This is a genomic window from Burkholderia sp. Z1, from assembly GCF_014893795.1.
Classification (GTDB): domain Bacteria; phylum Pseudomonadota; class Gammaproteobacteria; order Burkholderiales; family Burkholderiaceae; genus Burkholderia; species Burkholderia theae.
The window spans coordinates 1,688,498-1,704,871 of sequence record NZ_JACFYL010000001.1 but is presented as its reverse complement, the minus strand read 5'-3'; the positions used below and the strand labels follow the sequence as shown (position 1 = coordinate 1,704,871).

Sequence of the window (16,374 nt, the reverse complement as noted above, 5' to 3'; positions counted from 1 at the left end):
TGGCGGGTTATTTTGGCGTCTTATACGCCCCTAGCTGACTTAGCCGTTAGCTCGCTGCCAAGCGGCTCTCGAGGGATTCACCTCCGACATGGCACGCTTCGTGCATTACCTGGCGCACAGGGCGCAGGTTTCGTCGGACGGAAGAGCAGAAACGCCGCTGCCGGCCAACCGGACGCCCCCACCCGGCACTCGACGATCGAGTGCTTGAAGAGTGCGCGGCGCAGGGCAGCGCACCGGAGTTAGCTTCGCTGAGGTGAGGACATGATGCTGTTCGACGATTTGAGAGATAACGAGTGGGCGCTGGTCGAAGGTCTGTTTTGCTCGGAACCCGCACGGAGTGAGCGACGCGGCCGTCCCCGCGTGGAAGCCCGCTCGGTGGTAAACGCCGTGCTGTGGGTGCTGTCGACGGGCGAAGGCTGGTCCAAGCTGCCGGGACGCTATCCGTCGCCGCCGACCTGCCGCCGTCGCTTCGACGAATGGCAGGCGGACGGCACGCTCGCCGAAATCGTGAAGCGACTCGGCACGAGCGGCCGACAGATCTCGCTGCGCGGACGCATCGGCGCAAGCGCCGCGAAGCCGCCCGCACCGCCGAGCCGCGACCGGCTGCGCGGCGCCTTCTGGACCAATCCGGAATCCTGGCGCGCGCCCGTCAAGATGGCGTAACGAATGCTCGATCGGGCGGCTTCGGCCGCCCGGTTCCTTTCCGCGACGCGATCTTTTCGCGACGCCTGCATTGCCGTCGATTACCGTTGTCGTGCCGCGATACATCTATTTACCATTATTTACAGCAAGCCTGCACTCCCACGCTTACCTTAGCGATATATCAACAGGCCGCGTCGACGGCTTGAAGGGAGCCCCGCCATGAAAACAATGTCACTGCTCGTCGCATGCGGCATTGTCATTTCGCTGGCGCTGACCGCTCCAGTTCACGCCGATGATCGCGTGAAACCGCCCCATCACCAGCAGGATCACCGGAATACCGTCCGCCAGCCGCCGTCCGCTGCGCAGTCGGGCCGGCAGACCGTGCCGCGCGGCGACCTGCGCGGCGACATTGCCAGCAACGCGCGTGCGCGCATCAGCTCGCAGCCGTCCGACATGCCGCGTCATCCGTAGAACTGCGAACTTCAGGATTTCATCAAAGAAAATGCCCGCTTTCGGGAACTGCGCCGCATGCGACGAGTCACATCGTTGCCATGAGCACAGCGTGGCAGCAGCAAAAGTATCCGGTACGCCCGTATCCTCGCGATACGGGCTTTTTTTTTGACGTCGCCGGCTGTGCGGCGACGCCCGAGCGGGATGTGCGCCGCTACAGGCGGCTTTCGAGAATCGCCACGGCGCTGGCTTCGCTCAATGCGTAGTCGTCCATACGGCGATCGGTCCAGGAAAGTAATTTCTCGTCACGTTCGAGGCGCGAAAATTCGGCTCGACCGCTATCGGTCAGCACCGCGATGTCGACCGGTGCGTGGAAACCCGGCGCGGGGGCAACGGTCTTCTGCCTGACCGTGTCCATCAGCCCGAGCGACCGGAGATATTCGAACACGCCCGGGCGGCGTGCCCACGGAACCTGGCGGTACTGCACTCGTCTCAATGCGTCGAGCACCGCTTCGTTGGAATACGTGGCCATCTCGATTCTTTCTTAAAGTGCAGCGACAATGCGAAGCGGCGCGCCGGGCGGGGTCTCCGCCCGCCGATACCGCCACCGGTTCTGGGGGCCGACGTTCGGCGTCGCATCAGGGCCGGATCATCAGCCGTCCATAAAAAGACACCATACCCCAATCAAATTGATTCTGTTCGATTCATTTGTACTTCTCTTCATCTGTTTCATGCTCTGCCGCAAGCGGCGGCGAACCATCGCGATCGCCGCCGTTGCGCTGTTCTGGCTGCTCGCGACAGGCTGGCTCGCGGCACCGCTGATCGCCTGGACCGAGGCGGGCGTCACGCCGGTCGAACACCCTGACATGCACGGGCGAACCACGCTGATTCTCATCGGCGCCGGAACGCGTCATACCGACACCGGGCTGCGGCCGCCACCCGACGGAGTCGCGCGCATACACAAGGTTGCGGCGCTCTATCGCATGTGCCGGCAGCAGGCCGAGCGCTGCACCGTGGTGATGTCGGGCGGCGACCCGCAGCACCACGGCGAAACCGAGGCGGCCGTATACGGCCGCCAACTCGTGGCGGAAGGCGTCGCCCCCGCCGACCTCGTTCTCGAACCGAACAGCCGCACGACCTACGAAAATGCGAAATTCACTGCGTCTATACTACGCCCACAGTATGACGACGCACGCATTCTCGTCACGTCGTCGTACCAGATGCGCCGCGCCTTGCTCGATTTCCGCCGTTTCGGCCTCGATCCGCAGCCTGTTTACGCGAATCTCCGGCGCGCGCAAACGGGCTGGCTGCCGCGCTGGCGCAATTTGGCCAACGCCGAGCAAGCGCTGCACGAACTGGTCGGCATCGCGCAATTCCACGTCTATCGATGGCTCGGATGGTTCTGATGACTGCACGGTAACGGCAGCGGAAATGGCGACGCCAATCAGGATGGCAAGCGCGTGACGAAATTCACAAACTGTTGCGCGACTTCAACGGGGCCTTGCGTTGCGCCTCGATCCGATGCACATTGATCCGTCACTTTTGTTACACTCGACACGCACTCGATTGCAGTCGCCAGACAAAACGGCAACACTCGGGTTCATCACCACTTAGCGGAGGTAAAGCAATGAAGAAGACGTCCCTGGCTATCCTGGTAGCGATGTCGGCGCTGACTGGCGCAGCGTATGCGCAAGAGAGCACGGAAATCAAGACCATTACCGATCCGGCCAAGATCTCCGAGATCGAGCAGCGCGCGCAAGCCCTGCAACAGCAGCAAGCGGCCGAGGCCGCTCAGCCGGCGATGCAAGAAGAGCATCACCACGGCAAGAAGGCTGCTCACCACAAGGCAGCGGCGAAGAAGGCCGGCAAGAAGGCCGCCAAGGCCGCAGACGCTGCCAGCCAGTAAGTTCGGCGGCACCGCACAAGTAAAAAGCCGAATCCGGGCAACCGGGTTCGGCTTTTTTGGTTGCGGTGCCCGTGCGCTGTGCTAAAGTCGCGCACCGAAATTTTCCACCCGTGCGCACCCCGGTGCGGAGGACAGCATGAGCAACATTCAACTCGACATCGAGTGGACCGAAGCCGCCACTCGCCAGATCAAGCAACTGATGCCCCGCGGCTCGGCCGACGCGTTTCTCGCGCTGCCGCCGATCGAGTGTCTGCCGATGGAGGGCGACGTGCTTTTCCTCGGCCCGCAGGGCAAGCAGCAACCGTTCATCGTTGCCGAGCGCCAGTATCACCACGATGGCGACGCCGACTGGACGATCATCCTGATCCTCGACGTACCCGGCACGTCGCACTGACGCGCCGCGGCGACCGGATACGTCCGGTCGCCCCACCCTGCTCAGACGAGCTTCGACAGCACGCGGATTTCGGAACGTTCGATCCAGTCCGCGGCCGCTTCGCGATACGCGAGAATGTGCGCGGAACGCGCATGGGCGGCCAGCGCCTCCTCGCTCTCCCAACGCTCGACGAATACGAACCGCGCGGGCTCCTTCAGGTCCCGATGCAGGTCGTACTGCAATGCCCCCGCTTCGTTGCGGGTCGGCTCGACGATCCCTTCGAGCGCGGTGCGCAGTTTTTCCTCGGCCCCCGGCTTCGCCACGATCAGCGCCACGACTGCAATTTCCGCCATTCCCGACTCCTTCTTTGAAAAAAGTCCGAGAATACGCGAATCACGCAGCGGCCGCGCCGATGCGCCGCTGTACGACGGCCCAAAAAAATAGCCCGCGCTTCAGAGAAGCGCGGGCGAAACCGTCGCCCTACGAGGATAGGCGACGGGGCCATCGAGATCCGCACGCTGGCGCGGATCGTCATCAGTTGCGCCGGCGCTTGTCGCGCCGGCATTTGAAGACGTCGATACCGTTGATCTGGCGCTCGCGGCGCACACCCGGTACCTGACGCTGTCCTCCCTGCTCTAACGATTCCAACATGTAAAGCAGGTTGCGTGCCAGGCCTTGTACGCCAATCACGCCGTTGATTTATAAGGACAATTTCCTCACCCACGCCAATGTGACGCGTGCTCTGCCGCCGTAACGCGCAGATGTTACGTAACGTCACGAGGAGGGGCCGAACCTCTCGCACACGTGCGCGCCGGCGAGCGGCCATGAAAAAAGCCCGCCAGATGGCGGGCTTTTCGCTGGTGCGGAGAAGCGTCGAGATCAGCGGAGCTGATTCACGAGCAGCCCCATGATCTGGCGAGCCGCTGACGACGTGTCGAGCGCGCCCGAATCGTCGATGACCGCGACGCGCGTCTGGTCGGCCGTGAGCGCCTTCACGTTGACGCGGTATTGCTTCGCCTGCTTTTCCTTCTTGCCGTGGAACAGCTGGCTCCAGAAGCCCTGCTCGGCCGAGGTCAGATCCTTCGGATCGACGTAGCGCACGAAATACAGGCCCTTCGAGCGATCGCGATCGTCGACCGTGAAGTTCGCGCGATCGAGTGCGAGACCGACGTGCAGCCACGACCGGTCGTACGGTTCGCCCAGCGTGACCTCGGACGGCACCGCGGCCGCGTCGGCTGCATCGCTGCCTTGTGCCGACGTGCGCGACACGTTCTGCGCGGCAATCGCGGCGGCGGCCTTCGACGATGCGTCGTCATCGGCCTTCTTTTCCTTCGGCACCACGTTGTCCTTGATGTTCGCGATCGGCGGTTCGCCGTTTTTCGCGCGCTGCTCGTTCTGCGCGAGCACCGCCATCAGCCGCTTCAGGTATTCGGTCTCGAGCGCCGGATCGTTCGGCTTCGGTTCCCACTTGCTCGAATCGTTGTTCGAGCCCGTGATCGCCTCGCGCATCCCCTTCTGGCTGATGAACACGTAGGTGCCGCCGTTCGGCGCCGAATCGAGACGCGTGCGGTACTTGTTGCGCTCGGCCGTCACGTACGAGTTGCCCATTGCCTTCGAGATCACGCTGCGGATCAGGCCGTCGTTGATCTGCGGATGGGTTTCGTTCCAGTCGGTTTCCATCACACCCTTGTCGCGCTGGTCGACGACGAGCAGGAAGCCCTGCTCCTGCCAGAAACGGCGGACCTGCGGCCAGATGTCAGCCGGCTGCTTGCCGTCGATCACGAGCCAGCTCTCGGTACCGTCGCGCTGGATGTGCATGCCGGTCACGGCCGGAGCGACGGTGTCCAGGGCGGGCGCCGCCTTCTGGACCTGCTGAAGCGCAGACAGGGAAGTCGCGCCGCCCTGGGGCGGCAGCGAACGCTGATCGGCCGTCTCGTCGAGCATGTTGGGCGGCACTGCGAGCGACGCTTCTTTCGATTTCGAATCGCTCTTGTAGTCCACTTTCGTGGGCGACGACGTACCGCAACCGGCAACGAGCGCGCCGGTGGCGAGCACTGCAGCGAACCGCATGGTAAGACGAAGATCAGTCATGTTCGGGGAATCCTCTTCCGCTAAATCACGGCGCTTTCCGTGGATCAACCTTGGATTTTACCGGGGCCGCGCCGCGATGTGCAAAAAAGCGACCGGCAAGAAAAAACCCGCGTCAGCCTAAGCCGACGCGGGTTCTTGTCTGGTCGGGGCGAGAGGATTTGAACCTCCGACCACCTGCACCCCATGCAGGTACGCTACCAGGCTGCGCTACGCCCCGAAAGAAGAAAAGTATAACAGACACTTTTCCTATTTAGAATCGGGTCGCATGCATTTTGTGAATGTTCTTGTGAAATTTTTTGGCGTGACGGCACCGATACGGGCGCGGACGCCCCTGCCGGCACGACCTGCGCCCCGACTGCACGGCTCGCGCCTCGCGCTCAGCGATTGCGCGCGACGCAGATGACCGTCAGGCCGGCAACGCGATTGAAGCGGAACATCGGCAACTCGATACGACAGATCATCTTGAGCAAGCCGTTGACGAGCGGATGGTGGCGGCGCAATTGCGACGCCGGCTCGCGCGGATGCGGACGCGCCCGCTCGCCCAGCCGCAATGCTGCCGCAAGCGGGAACGTGAGACCGAAGTAGTAGGCGCCGCGCTCGACGTCGAGCCCCGCACGACGAACCACATCCTCGAGACCGCCGAGCGTATATCGGCGCTTGTGCTCGAGAAAATCGTCATGCCCGCTCCAGAGGAACTGGAACGCGGGAACCGTGATCAGGAACCGGCTGCCCGGAGGCGCCCCCGCCACATACTGCGACAGTAGCCCGACGTCGTCGTCGACATGCTCGAGCACGTCCATCAGCAAAACGAGATCGGCATCGAATCGGTCGACGGACCGCCGGAAATGGATGGGCTTGCCGGCCGCCTCGCCGTCGGTATCGCCGGCGTAGCTCGTATCGACGCACCACGCTTCCGTCGCCTGCGTGCGCTCGAGCAAATGCTTCGAGAAAAAGCCGGAGCCGGCACCGACGTCGAGTATCCGGTTCGCGCCCGACGCGCCGAGGAACCGGCGGATCGCGCTCGCCTTCGACGCGTAGTACCAGTGATCGCCCACCCCCGCACCCAATACGTCGACTTCCTTCAGATCCATGGCGCTTCCCCGTGATGGCTACCGTGCTTTGTTCGATCCAGCCACTGATGCCGATCTTACTCGCCGCCGCCGCCGTTCGTAACCGTCAACGATGCACGGCCCGCGACGGCAACCCGCATTCCTCCCTAATCGAAAAGGACGATGGCTGCTTCGCCACACATCGCTACCGTGCGGTTACCCGGCGCGACATCGATGCGCACGGCGAACCGTCCGACTGCATGCCGATCGATCCGGCCCGCCCCGGCTGTGCCGCGTCGCGCGCGATACAGGGAGCGGCTTCGGTCACCACCGCGGTCGCGACTTCTTGTAATCGTCTTCGACAAAGGGCATTGAATGCATCAGAAAAACGAAATCTCCCGTCGAGATTTTCTCCGGCTGAGCGCCGGCACGATCGGCGTGGCGCTGGGGAGCACGTCGCTTCTGTCCGCATGCGGCGGCGACTCGATTTCGGTCGCACCTGTCACGACGCCACGGCTGAGTTCGGCGTCGAACTTTCGCGACACGGCCGGACCGAACGGAACCGGCTATGTGACGACCAGCGGCGCGACGATGAAGAAAGGCCTGATCTATCGGTCGTCCGCGCTCGCGTTGTCCGCCGCCGACGTCGCCACCGTCGGCACGCTGGGCATCAAGCAGGTCTGCGACCTGCGCACGCCCGCCGAGATCAAGACGCAGCCGGATGTGCCGCTGGCCGGCGCGACGTGGCAAAACCTCAACGTGCTGGGTGCCGCCAGCATCGACCCGCTTCCGACCACCGGCGCAACCGCGACGGCCTTCATGCAGAGCATGTACCGGGCGTTCGTGACGTCGGACACCGCGCATGCGAGCTATCACGCGCTATTCACCGGGTTCGCCGGCGCCGGCGAAAACCTGATCTTCCACTGCACGGCCGGGAAGGATCGCACCGGCTGGGCGACCGCCATCCTGCACACGATCCTCGGCATCCCCCAGCAAACGATTCTCGCCGACTACCTGCTGACCAACGTCTACAGCGCCGCCACCATCGCCGCGTCGGTCGCCCAGGCTCAAAAAGCCGGCGGGCAAAATGCGGCCGACCTGATGACCGCGTTGCAAGGCGCTCACACCGATTATCTGCAGGCGGCGTTCGACCAGGTCACGGCGTCGTACGGCTCGATGACGTCGTACATCGACAACGGCCTGCAACTCGACCAGGCAACGCTGAGCGCCATCCGGCAGCGCATGCTGATCTGACCTGGCCCACGGGCGACCGCGACGGGGCCGGATCGCACGCGGCGTTCGACCGCACCGGCCAAGCGCGTCGCGAATCCGGTGAAACCCGCTCCGGCCAAGGCTGACGGCGGGTTTGTCCGGTCGTTTCAAAACGCGCCTGCCGACGGTCCGCAGCAACCAAACGACCGTTTGATCCGGTCGCCCGGCCAGCCCGAATCCATTGTCCCGCAGCGCGCCGGCTCGCCGCGCCCGCGCGCCCGTTGTTTGGTAACGCCGCTCTAGCGCGCTATGACACACTGCACCGCATCGACGCTCGCGCCGCGCGTTGGCGCGCGCCGCCGTCGATCACGACAAGACATGGAGACAGACGATGCGGAATGCGGTCCGGCGCGGCCATCGCTCGCCTTTGGCAATTTTCGACTGGATTTCCGGCCCGCGACGCGCGGCCGCCCCGGTCAGGCACAAGACAACCCGCGTATTCGGCTGCGGCGCGCTTGCGCTCGCACTGCTCTGCGCCGGCTGTGCGGAATCGTCCGCGCAACGCGACGGCAACCCACCGGTCGCGTCGACGAAGATCGAACGCACCAAAGCCGAACGCCTCGCCCGCGAGCAGCAGGTCGCGCGCGCCGTACCGTCGCTCGCGTCGATCCGCCTCACGCAACCGCGCCCGTTTTCGCTGCGCGACTCCGGCCAGAACGGCGCAATGACGTTCCTGCGTGACGTCGATTTCCGCATCGTCAACAACCTCGGCTTCTTCATCCACCAGTTGTCGGCCACGCTCGTGCCGACACAGGCCGGTGCGCCGATCGTGTTCGACGATCCGACCAGCTTCGAGATCGACGTGCACGAGGGCACGGTCACGCTCGACAATGCGAAGCTGACCGCCCTCTTCAACACTTATATCTTCGGCTACCGCAACGCGCCGCTACGCAACCTCGCGGTATCGGCCGGCGACGGCGTGATCCATCTGCAAGGCGAAATGCAGCGCGATGGCTGGGTGCCGTTCTCGCTGACCGGCACGCTCGCGATCCGCGACGGCAGCCAGCTCGTGTTCCACCCGACCGGCGTACGCGTATCGGGCATCAACGCACAGCCCGTGATGCGCGCGGCCAACGTGAAGATGGCCGACCTGCTGAAAGTCCAGACGCCGATCGCGCGGCTCGCCGGCGACGATCTCGTGATGTCGGTCGACAAGCTGATGCCGCCGCCGCGCCTGAAGCTCACGATCACCGCGTTGCGCGTGACACCGGCCGGCCTCGACCTGACGCTCGACGACGGCACGCATGCCGGCTTCGCGATGCCCGCGAACGCACCGCAGCAGGCGATGGTCATTCGCGGCGGCGACGTGAAGTTCATGCGCTCGATGCCGATGAACGCGGACATCCTGATCGGTCCGGTCGATCCGGCGAAGCGCGACCAGACTTTCGTGTTCGATCTGTATCACTATCGCGACCAGGTATCGGCCGGTTACTTCAATTTCGACGAAAGCGGTGCGATGGCAATCCGGATGCCTTCGTACACGGGCCCGGCCAGCGGCGCGGCGCTCGGCAACGCAGCCGCGCGCCTGAACGACAGCTTCCTCGCCGCGCAGCAGAATGCGCTGCGCGACGTGCGTCAGCACTGGGAAGCCTACGCGCTCGCGGCGGACACCGTGCGACCCGGCATGCAGAAGGTCGCGATGCGGCGCTCGTCGACCACGCCGTTCAACGAACGCCACGTGTCGAACCGCAACCCGACGATCCATCTGCGCAACGTCGATTTCAACCTGTCCGGCGACATCGGCTTCCATGTCGAGGATCTCGACGTGGAACTCGTGTCGAAGCGGCCCGGCGAACCCGTCGATCTCGACGATCCGAACCAGTACGACATCCGCATTCTCGGCGGCACGGTCGTCGAGTCGTGGAAGGCGATGTCCGCGCTCTTCAACAACTACCTGCTCGACTACTCGCCGCGTTCGCTGAACGACCTGCAACTGAGCGCGGACGGCCAGAACCTGCGTGTCCAGGGCGGCATCAAGCTGTGGAATCACGTGCCGGGCGTCTGGCTGCCGACCGACATGAAGGGCTCGCTGACCGTGCTCGACGACCGGCACCTCGCGTTCAAGCCGGCCCAGGTGTCGGTGCTCGGCATTCCGCAGGCGAAGCTGCTGCGCTCGCTCGGCATCGAGCTCGCTTCGCTGACGCCGCTGCAGCGGCGCGGCGCGGAACTGCGCGGCGACACGCTCGTGCTCGACCAGTACACGGTGTTCCCGCCGCCCGTGCTGAACGGCAAGCTCGGGCAGGCAACGGTCGAGCGCGACGGGCTGCGCCTCACGTTTCGGCGCGCGGCGGGCGCGCCCGCGCCGAAGCGGCCGCAGATCGATGCGCCGAACTACATGTGGATGGAAGGCGGCGACATGAAGATGTTCAACGTGCTCGAACTGAACGTGCGCGCGCTGATCCGGAATTCGGCCGAGGCCGGCCCGATGCGTTTCGACTTGTACGGCTACCGCAGCCAGGTCGCGCAGGGCTCGGTGCGGATGCTGCCGGACGGCACGCTGGTCGTCGACATGGGACAGAAGAATCCGCTCGCATCGCGCTGATGCGCATGCGCGACGCGCATGAAAAAAGCCCGGTGGCGCTTCGCCAACCGGGCTTTTCATTTGATGCTTCGGGCTTCGTTATTCGCGCTCAGTCGTGCTTCAGTCCGTCGATCACGTCGAGCAATGCCTGACGCAACGCAACGACATCGACGGTGGCGCCCGGCTTGCCCGGCACGCGCGCGTCGGCGACCTGAACGTCCTGCTCGACGGGTGCTGCCGCCGCGGCACGCTCGCCGCCCGGCGAATCGAGCCGGTTGCGCGCGCCGTTGATCGTGAACCCCTGCTCGTACAGCAACTCGCGAATCCGCCGGATCAGCAGCACCTCGTGATGCTGGTAATAGCGACGATTGCCGCGCCGTTTCACCGGCCGCAGCTGAGTGAATTCCTGTTCCCAATATCGCAGCACATGCGGCTTGACCCCGCACAGTTCGCTGACTTCACCGATCGTGAAGTAGCGCTTCGCGGGAATCGGAGGCAAGACGACTTTCTCAACCGTAGTGGTCATCGTCGGTTAACCGTCGGTAAAGGGTGCGCGGCGGCCGCGCGGAGACGTCAGCGCGCGGAGTGTTACTCCGTGCCGTTTTCGACCAGCGCCTTCAGCTTCTGGCTCGCGTGGAAGGTTACCACCCGGCGTGCCGCGATCGGAATAGCCTCGCCCGTCTTCGGATTGCGGCCCGGGCGCTGCGGCTTGTCGCGCAACTGGAAATTGCCGAACCCCGACAGCTTGACGCTTTCGCCGTTTTCGAGCGCGTCACGGATGACCTCGAAAAACGCCTCGACCATGTCCTTCGCTTCACGCTTGTTCAGCCCGACGCTGTCGAACAGCAGCTCCGCCAGTTCCGCCTTCGTCAGCGTGGGCGTCTCGGTGGACGCCGGCGCCGAAGCGTCGCGGTTCATGGCGCTGCGTTGCGCCGTCAGGAGGGCTTCGAATTCACTCGAGGTCATGTCGTTCATATCTGCCATACAGCGCGTTAAATCAAAACTTACGATGGGGAAAAAGCCGCCCGCGAACGGGCGGACCCTCTCCTTAGCCGCGCAGACGCGCACCGGCGCGAGCCATCCGCTCGACCAGCGTCTGGATCGCCTGATCGACGACCTCGTCCTGTAGCGTGCCAGCCGCGTCCTGCAGCGTCACGCGGAAGGCAAGGCTCTTCTCGTGCGCGGCGAGACCACCGGAAGTATTTGATTTTGCACGAAATTCGTCGAAGAGTACAACCTTCTGAACGAATCGGCAGGCCTCTTCGGCAAGCGCCTTCTTCATTTCGTCGAAAAGTGCCTGAACCTCGACCGCCTGATCGACGACAACGGCGATATCACGACGGACCGGCGGGAATTTCGACACGTCGGTCGGCGCGGGCAGCGCACGCGCAATCAGCGCGTCCGCGTCGATCTCGAACATCACCGGCGCGTGCGGCAGCTCGTACTTCTGCATCAGGCGCGGGTGCAGCTCGCCGATCCAGCCGACCGCACGGCCATCGACTTCGATGCGCGCGCTGCGGCCCGGATGGAGGGCCGGATGCTCGGCCTTCACGAAGCGTGCGGCCGCGGGCGCGAGCAGCGCCTCGAGATCGCCCTTCACGTCGAAGAAATCGACCGCGCGGGTCGCCGCGCCCCACTGCTCGTCGAGCGCCGGGCCATAGGCAAGCGCGCCGACGCGCTTCGGCTGCGCATGGCCTTCCACCGCCAGCTCGCCGGCCTTCACCGACGGATCGGCGAGGAACACGCGGCCCGACTCGAACACGCGCACGCGATCGGCACGGCGGTTCAGGTTGTGGCGCAGCACGGCGATCAGGCTGCCGAACAGCGTCGTGCGCATCACCGAAAGCTGGCTCGCGATCGGGTTCAGCAGGCGGATCGGATTGTCGTTGCCCGCGAAATCGTGCTCCCACTCCGCATCGACGAAGCTGAAGTTGACGGTTTCCGCGTAGTCGCGCGCGGCCAGCGCGTGACGGATGTCGTGGATCGAACGCCGCGTCTCGTTGGTCGCGCGCATTTCGCTCGTCGCGACCGGCGGACGCGCCGGGATCTTCTCGAAGCCGTAGATGCGCGCCACTTCCTCGATCAGGTCTTCCTCGATCTCGATGTCGAAGCGGTGCGACGGCGGCGTGACGAGGAACGCGTCGTCGTCACGCTCGAACGGCAGGCCGAGGCGCGTGAAGATGCTGGCGATCTCGTCGGCGCCGATCTTCACGCCGATGATGCGGTTCGCGCGCGACACGCGCATCTTCACCGGCGCGCGCTGCGGCAGGTTCACGGACTGATCGTCGACCGGGCCGGCCTTGCCGCCGCAGATCTCGAGAATCAGTTGCGTGATGCGCTCGACGTGCTCGACGGTCGTCGCGTAATCGACACCGCGCTCGAAACGATGCGCCGCATCGGTCGAGAAGTTGTACTTGCGCGCGCGGCCGCGGATGCTGTCCGGCCACCAGAACGCGGCTTCCAGGTAGATGTTGGTCGTGTCGAGCGTCACGGCCGTGCTGTCGCCGCCCATGATGCCGGCCAGGCTTTCCACGTGGCGGTCGTCCGCAATCACGCCGACCGTTTCGTCGAGTTCGACCGTGTTGCCGTTGAGCAGCTTCAGCGATTCGCCGCGCTTGCCCCAACGCACTTCAATACCGCCGTGAATCTTGTCGAGATCGAACACGTGCGACGGGCGGCCGAGCTCGAACATCACGTAGTTCGAAATGTCGACGAGGGCCGACACGCTGCGCTGGCCCGAACGCTCGAGGCGCTCGACCATCCACTGCGGCGTCTTCGCATGCGCGTTCACGCCGCGGATCACGCGACCCGAGAAGCGGCCGCACAGATCGGGGGCGGCAATGCGCACCGGCAGCGTCTCGTCGAGCTCGACGCGCACCGGGCGGATGTCGACCGGCGTCAGCGGCGCGCCGGTGATCGCGGCCGTCTCGCGCGCGATACCGAACACGGACAGGCAGTCGGCCTTGTTCGGCGTCAGCTTGATTTCGAAAATCGTGTCGTCGAGATTGAGCGTCTCGCGGATATCCTGACCGACCGGCGTGTCTTCCGGCAGGATCAGCAGGCCACTGTGATCCTCGGACAGCTTCAGTTCGCGCGCCGAGCACAGCATCCCCTGGCTCTCCACCCCGCGCAACTTCGACAGCTTGATCGCGAACGGCTTGCCACCCTCTTCTGCCGGCGGCAGTTCCGCGCCGACCAGCGCGACCGGCACCTTGATGCCTGGCGCCACGTTCGGCGCGCCGCACACGATATTCAGCGTCGCGCCGGTGCCGGCGTCGACCTGGCAGACATTGAGCTTGTCCGCATCCGGATGCTTGGCGACTTCGAGCACGCGGCCGACGACGATCTTCGACGTCGGCGGCGCAGCCTTGCTCAGCGATTCGACTTCGAGCCCCGCCATCGTCAGCGCGTGCGACAGTTCATCGGTCGTCAGCTGCGGGTCGACAAAGGTTCTCAACCAGGATTCAGGGAATTGCATGGATGTCTACGTTCGAAACAGGTTAGATCGACGCCCGGGCCCCGTCGGATCGTCCGTCGGGGCGTGCGCGGGCACAGGTCGGCGCGGCGAGCGGCGTTATGCGAACTGGCGCAGGAAACGCAGGTCGTTCTCGAAGAACAGCCGGAGATCCTGGACGCCATAGCGCAGCATCGTCAGGCGCTCGAGGCCACTGCCGAACGCAAAGCCGATGTAGCGCTCGGGATCGAGGCCCATGTTGCGAATCACCGTCGGATGCACCTGCCCCGAGCCGGAGATCTCGAGCCATTTGCCGGCGTTCTTGCCTTGCTCGAACATCATGTCGATCTCGGCCGACGGTTCCGTGAACGGGAAATACGACGGACGGAAGCGCACGAGGATGTCGTCGCGCTCGAAGAATTTTTTCAGGAAGTCGGTGTAGACGCCCTTGAGGTCGGCGAAGCTGATGTTCTCGTCGATCCACAGCCCCTCGACCTGATTGAACATCGGCGAGTGGGTCGCATCGCTGTCGACGCGATACGTGCGGCCCGGCGCGATCACCTTGATCGGCGGACGGTTCATGCGCGCATAACGCACCTGCATCGGGCTCGTGTGCGTGCGCAGCAGCAACTGACGGCCGTCGGCATCCTTGCCTTCGACGTAGAAGGTGTCCTGCATCGAACGCGCCGGATGGTTCTCCGGGCTGTTCAGCGACGTGAAGTTGTACCAGTCGGTCTCGATTTCGGGGCCGTCGGCCACATCGAAACCGATCGAGCCGAAAATCTGTTCGACCCGCTCCCACGTGCGCATCACGGGGTGCAGGCTGCCTGCGCCGACGCCACGACCCGGCAGCGTCACGTCGATCGCTTCGGCAGTGAGGCGCTGATTCAGCAGCGCGTCGGCCAGTGCCTGGCGACGGGCGGTCAGCGCGGCTTCAACCTGCTGCTTCACGACGTTGATGCGTGCGCCTTCGGTCTTGCGTGTTTCGGGATCGAGCTTGCCGAGGCCCTTCAGCAACTCGGTCAGCGCACCCGACTTGCCGAGAAAGCGTGCTTTCTCGTTTTCGAGCGTGGTGATGTCGGCAGCCTGTTCGAAGGACTGCTGCGCGTCGGCGACAATCTGGTCCAGATCCATAGATCCCATCATTTCCAACGTCATTCGGTCTTGGCGAGCGAAACTGCTCCACCAAACAAAAAAGGGGCTCGGAAGAGCCCCGTTTTCGCTGCAGCGGCCGAGACTACCGGAGCATCGCTGCAACTAACCACGCAGTGCTAATTTCGCAATTAGGCTGCAACGGCGGCTTTCACCTGCTTGACGATCGCAGCAAAAGCAGCCTTGTCGAACACCGCCATGTCGGCCAGAACCTTACGGTCGAGTTCGATCGACGCCTTCTTCAGGCCGTTGATGAACACGCTGTAGGTCATGTCGTGCTGGCGGACTGCCGCGTTGATACGCGTGATCCACAGTGCGCGGAACACACGCTTCTTGTTGCGGCGATCGCGGTACGCGTACTGGCCAGCGCGCATCACCGCCTGCTTGGCGATGCGGTAGACGTTATTGCGGCGGCCGCGATAACCCTTGGCCAGGTTGATGATCTTCTTGTGGCGGGCCCGTGCGGTTACCCCACGTTTGACTCGAGGCATATTTCTCTCCTTAGAGTATCGATTGAGGGGTTACGCGAACGGCAGCATTGCGCGGACGGAGTTCAGATCGGAATCATGAACTGCCGTTGCGCCGCGCAGGTGGCGCTTGTTCTTCGTGGTTTTCTTGGTCAGGATGTGACGCTTGAAGGCTTGACCGCGCTTGACGGTACCGCCCGGACGCACCACGAAGCGCTTTGCAGCGCTCTTCTTGGTCTTCATCTTAGGCATGACGAACAACTCCAGTTTATTAGATGGCGATGGGTGTGCGGTTGGCTTGCGCCCTTGACCCGCCCTTCGAAACCCAGTCCACTTGTGTACGGCGAACTGCTTGCGCAGCCACCGTCATTGTTGGCACGCCGCCCTGACCGGGCAACGCGCCGAACCACTGTCGAACCTGCGCGCGAAGCGCGCGGGCCCGTTACTTCTTTTTCTTCGGCGAGAGCACCATGATCATCTGGCGCCCTTCCATCTTCGGCATCTGCTCGACCTGGCCGACTTCCTCGAGATCCGTGCGCAGACGCTCAAGCATCCGCATACCGATTTCCTGGTGAGCCATTTCGCGACCGCGGAAACGCAACGTGATCTTCGTCTTGTCGCCTTCTTCGAGGAAGCGCACGAGGTTGCGGAGCTTGACGTTGTAATCCCCGTCATCGGTACCCGGGCGGAATTTGACTTCCTTGACCTGGATGACCTTCTGCTTCAGCTTCGCTTCGTGCTGCTTCTTCGATTCCTGGTACTTGAACTTGCCGTAATCCATCAGACGGCAAACCGGGGGAACCGCTTGCGGCGCGATTTCCACCAGGTCAACATCCAGTTCTTCCGATTTACGGAAAGCATCAGCGAGTTTTACGATACCGAGCGGTTCGTTCTCGATCCCGACCAGACGCACTTCCGGCGCAGTGATTTCACCGTTGATGCGATGCGACGACTTATCAGTAGCGATGTTACGTTTCCTCTAAAAATTAAAAAAACG

At 63.9% G+C, this 16,374-nt stretch carries 17 protein-coding genes, 1 tRNA gene and 1 pseudogene; 7 read left to right on the top strand and 12 right to left on the bottom strand.

Annotated features, from left to right (window positions below; genetic code table 11):
• Positions 1-264: 264 nt before the first annotated feature.
• Positions 265-660 (top strand): annotated as a pseudogene (locus H3H55_RS07885) (transposase); the annotation flags it as partial.
• 201 nt (positions 661-861) lie between these two features.
• A complete protein-coding gene (locus tag H3H55_RS37255; RefSeq protein WP_129514392.1) occupies positions 862-1,113 on the top strand; it encodes a hypothetical protein in 252 nt (83 codons plus the stop codon).
• 193 nt (positions 1,114-1,306) lie between these two features.
• Here the strand turns inward: H3H55_RS37255 and H3H55_RS07875 are convergent, their stop codons facing one another.
• Positions 1,307-1,624: a hypothetical protein gene (locus H3H55_RS07875; RefSeq protein ID WP_006495354.1), complete on the bottom strand. Its 318-nt coding sequence runs from the start codon at positions 1,622-1,624 to the stop codon at positions 1,307-1,309.
• Between the two features lie 157 nt (positions 1,625-1,781).
• Here H3H55_RS07875 and H3H55_RS07870 point away from each other — a divergent pair, with 157 nt between their 5' ends.
• From H3H55_RS07870 to H3H55_RS07860, 3 genes are all read left to right on the top strand, one after another.
• Positions 1,782-2,498, top strand: coding sequence for a YdcF family protein (locus H3H55_RS07870; RefSeq protein WP_193098223.1), 717 nt, complete (start codon positions 1,782-1,784; stop codon positions 2,496-2,498).
• 221 nt (positions 2,499-2,719) lie between these two features.
• Positions 2,720-2,998 carry a hypothetical protein gene (locus H3H55_RS07865; protein WP_011351789.1) on the top strand — a complete coding sequence of 93 codons (279 nt, stop codon included), beginning with the start codon at positions 2,720-2,722 and terminating at the stop codon, positions 2,996-2,998.
• A gap of 136 nt (positions 2,999-3,134) precedes the next feature.
• The gene (locus H3H55_RS07860) at positions 3,135-3,392 is read left to right on the top strand and encodes a hypothetical protein (RefSeq protein WP_034184019.1); all 258 of its coding nucleotides are present in this window, start codon (positions 3,135-3,137) and stop codon (positions 3,390-3,392) included.
• A gap of 41 nt (positions 3,393-3,433) precedes the next feature.
• Here H3H55_RS07860 and H3H55_RS07855 read toward each other — a convergent pair whose 3' ends face one another.
• From H3H55_RS07855 to H3H55_RS07840, 4 genes are all read right to left on the bottom strand, one after another.
• Positions 3,434-3,724, bottom strand: coding sequence for a putative quinol monooxygenase (locus tag H3H55_RS07855; RefSeq protein ID WP_089467938.1), 291 nt, complete (start codon positions 3,722-3,724; stop codon positions 3,434-3,436).
• Between the two features lie 526 nt (positions 3,725-4,250).
• Positions 4,251-5,462 carry an outer membrane protein assembly factor BamC gene (gene bamC, locus H3H55_RS07850; RefSeq protein ID WP_129514390.1) on the bottom strand — a complete coding sequence of 404 codons (1,212 nt, stop codon included), beginning with the start codon at positions 5,460-5,462 and terminating at the stop codon, positions 4,251-4,253.
• Positions 5,463-5,602: 140 nt separating this feature from the next.
• A tRNA-Pro gene (locus H3H55_RS07845) sits at positions 5,603-5,679 on the bottom strand.
• Between the two features lie 160 nt (positions 5,680-5,839).
• The gene (locus tag H3H55_RS07840; RefSeq protein ID WP_193098222.1) at positions 5,840-6,553 is read right to left on the bottom strand and encodes a class I SAM-dependent methyltransferase; all 714 of its coding nucleotides are present in this window, start codon (positions 6,551-6,553) and stop codon (positions 5,840-5,842) included.
• 333 nt (positions 6,554-6,886) lie between these two features.
• Here H3H55_RS07840 and H3H55_RS07835 point away from each other — a divergent pair, with 333 nt between their 5' ends.
• Together H3H55_RS07835 and H3H55_RS07830 are read left to right on the top strand one after the other, a co-directional pair.
• Positions 6,887-7,765, top strand: coding sequence for a tyrosine-protein phosphatase (locus H3H55_RS07835; protein ID WP_193098221.1), 879 nt, complete (start codon positions 6,887-6,889; stop codon positions 7,763-7,765).
• A 349-nt stretch (positions 7,766-8,114) separates the two neighbouring features.
• On the top strand, positions 8,115-10,325 hold the full coding sequence (locus H3H55_RS07830; RefSeq protein WP_193098220.1) for a hypothetical protein: 2,211 nt from the start codon (positions 8,115-8,117) through the stop codon (positions 10,323-10,325).
• Positions 10,326-10,413: 88 nt separating this feature from the next.
• On the opposite strand, the gene H3H55_RS07825 is transcribed toward H3H55_RS07830, so the two are convergent.
• The 7 genes from H3H55_RS07825 to infC form a co-directional block, all read right to left on the bottom strand.
• Positions 10,414-10,830, bottom strand: coding sequence for a MerR family transcriptional regulator (locus tag H3H55_RS07825; protein WP_193098219.1), 417 nt, complete (start codon positions 10,828-10,830; stop codon positions 10,414-10,416).
• A 62-nt stretch (positions 10,831-10,892) separates the two neighbouring features.
• Positions 10,893-11,279, bottom strand: a complete 387-nt coding sequence (locus tag H3H55_RS07820) for an integration host factor subunit alpha (protein ID WP_046545481.1) — start codon at positions 11,277-11,279, stop codon at positions 10,893-10,895.
• Positions 11,280-11,352: 73 nt separating this feature from the next.
• Entirely contained in the window at positions 11,353-13,782 is a 2,430-nt protein-coding gene (gene pheT / locus H3H55_RS07815; protein ID WP_193098218.1) for a phenylalanine--tRNA ligase subunit beta, read from the bottom strand.
• Between the two features lie 96 nt (positions 13,783-13,878).
• Complete coding sequence (pheS, locus tag H3H55_RS07810; protein WP_193098217.1) at positions 13,879-14,892, bottom strand: phenylalanine--tRNA ligase subunit alpha; 1,014 nt, start codon at positions 14,890-14,892, stop codon at positions 13,879-13,881.
• Between the two features lie 149 nt (positions 14,893-15,041).
• The gene (gene rplT / locus H3H55_RS07805; protein WP_004192938.1) at positions 15,042-15,401 is read right to left on the bottom strand and encodes a 50S ribosomal protein L20; all 360 of its coding nucleotides are present in this window, start codon (positions 15,399-15,401) and stop codon (positions 15,042-15,044) included.
• Positions 15,402-15,431: 30 nt separating this feature from the next.
• Positions 15,432-15,629 carry a 50S ribosomal protein L35 gene (rpmI, locus tag H3H55_RS07800; RefSeq protein ID WP_004191477.1) on the bottom strand — a complete coding sequence of 66 codons (198 nt, stop codon included), beginning with the start codon at positions 15,627-15,629 and terminating at the stop codon, positions 15,432-15,434.
• A 190-nt stretch (positions 15,630-15,819) separates the two neighbouring features.
• Positions 15,820-16,344, bottom strand: coding sequence for a translation initiation factor IF-3 (gene infC / locus H3H55_RS07795; RefSeq protein ID WP_071734130.1), 525 nt, complete (start codon positions 16,342-16,344; stop codon positions 15,820-15,822).
• Positions 16,345-16,374 lie beyond the last annotated feature (30 nt).

What these genes read in the sequence shown, in the direction of transcription:
- H3H55_RS37255 (WP_129514392.1), top strand. Translation starts at nt 862, where the DNA reads ATGAAAACAATGTCACTGCTCGTCGCATGCGGCATTGTCATTTCGCTG.
- H3H55_RS07875 (WP_006495354.1), bottom strand. Translation starts at nt 1,624, where the DNA reads ATGGCCACGTATTCCAACGAAGCGGTGCTCGACGCATTGAGACGAGTG.
- H3H55_RS07865 (WP_011351789.1), top strand. Translation starts at nt 2,720, where the DNA reads ATGAAGAAGACGTCCCTGGCTATCCTGGTAGCGATGTCGGCGCTGACT.
- H3H55_RS07860 (WP_034184019.1), top strand. Translation starts at nt 3,135, where the DNA reads ATGAGCAACATTCAACTCGACATCGAGTGGACCGAAGCCGCCACTCGC.
- H3H55_RS07855 (WP_089467938.1), bottom strand. Translation starts at nt 3,724, where the DNA reads ATGGCGGAAATTGCAGTCGTGGCGCTGATCGTGGCGAAGCCGGGGGCC.
- bamC (WP_129514390.1), bottom strand. Translation starts at nt 5,462, where the DNA reads ATGACTGATCTTCGTCTTACCATGCGGTTCGCTGCAGTGCTCGCCACC.
- H3H55_RS07840 (WP_193098222.1), bottom strand. Translation starts at nt 6,553, where the DNA reads ATGGATCTGAAGGAAGTCGACGTATTGGGTGCGGGGGTGGGCGATCAC.
- H3H55_RS07835 (WP_193098221.1), top strand. Translation starts at nt 6,887, where the DNA reads ATGCATCAGAAAAACGAAATCTCCCGTCGAGATTTTCTCCGGCTGAGC.
- H3H55_RS07830 (WP_193098220.1), top strand. Translation starts at nt 8,115, where the DNA reads ATGCGGAATGCGGTCCGGCGCGGCCATCGCTCGCCTTTGGCAATTTTC.
- H3H55_RS07825 (WP_193098219.1), bottom strand. Translation starts at nt 10,830, where the DNA reads ATGACCACTACGGTTGAGAAAGTCGTCTTGCCTCCGATTCCCGCGAAG.
- H3H55_RS07820 (WP_046545481.1), bottom strand. Translation starts at nt 11,279, where the DNA reads ATGAACGACATGACCTCGAGTGAATTCGAAGCCCTCCTGACGGCGCAA.
- pheT (WP_193098218.1), bottom strand. Translation starts at nt 13,782, where the DNA reads ATGCAATTCCCTGAATCCTGGTTGAGAACCTTTGTCGACCCGCAGCTG.
- pheS (WP_193098217.1), bottom strand. Translation starts at nt 14,892, where the DNA reads ATGGATCTGGACCAGATTGTCGCCGACGCGCAGCAGTCCTTCGAACAG.
- rplT (WP_004192938.1), bottom strand. Translation starts at nt 15,401, where the DNA reads ATGCCTCGAGTCAAACGTGGGGTAACCGCACGGGCCCGCCACAAGAAG.
- rpmI (WP_004191477.1), bottom strand. Translation starts at nt 15,629, where the DNA reads ATGCCTAAGATGAAGACCAAGAAGAGCGCTGCAAAGCGCTTCGTGGTG.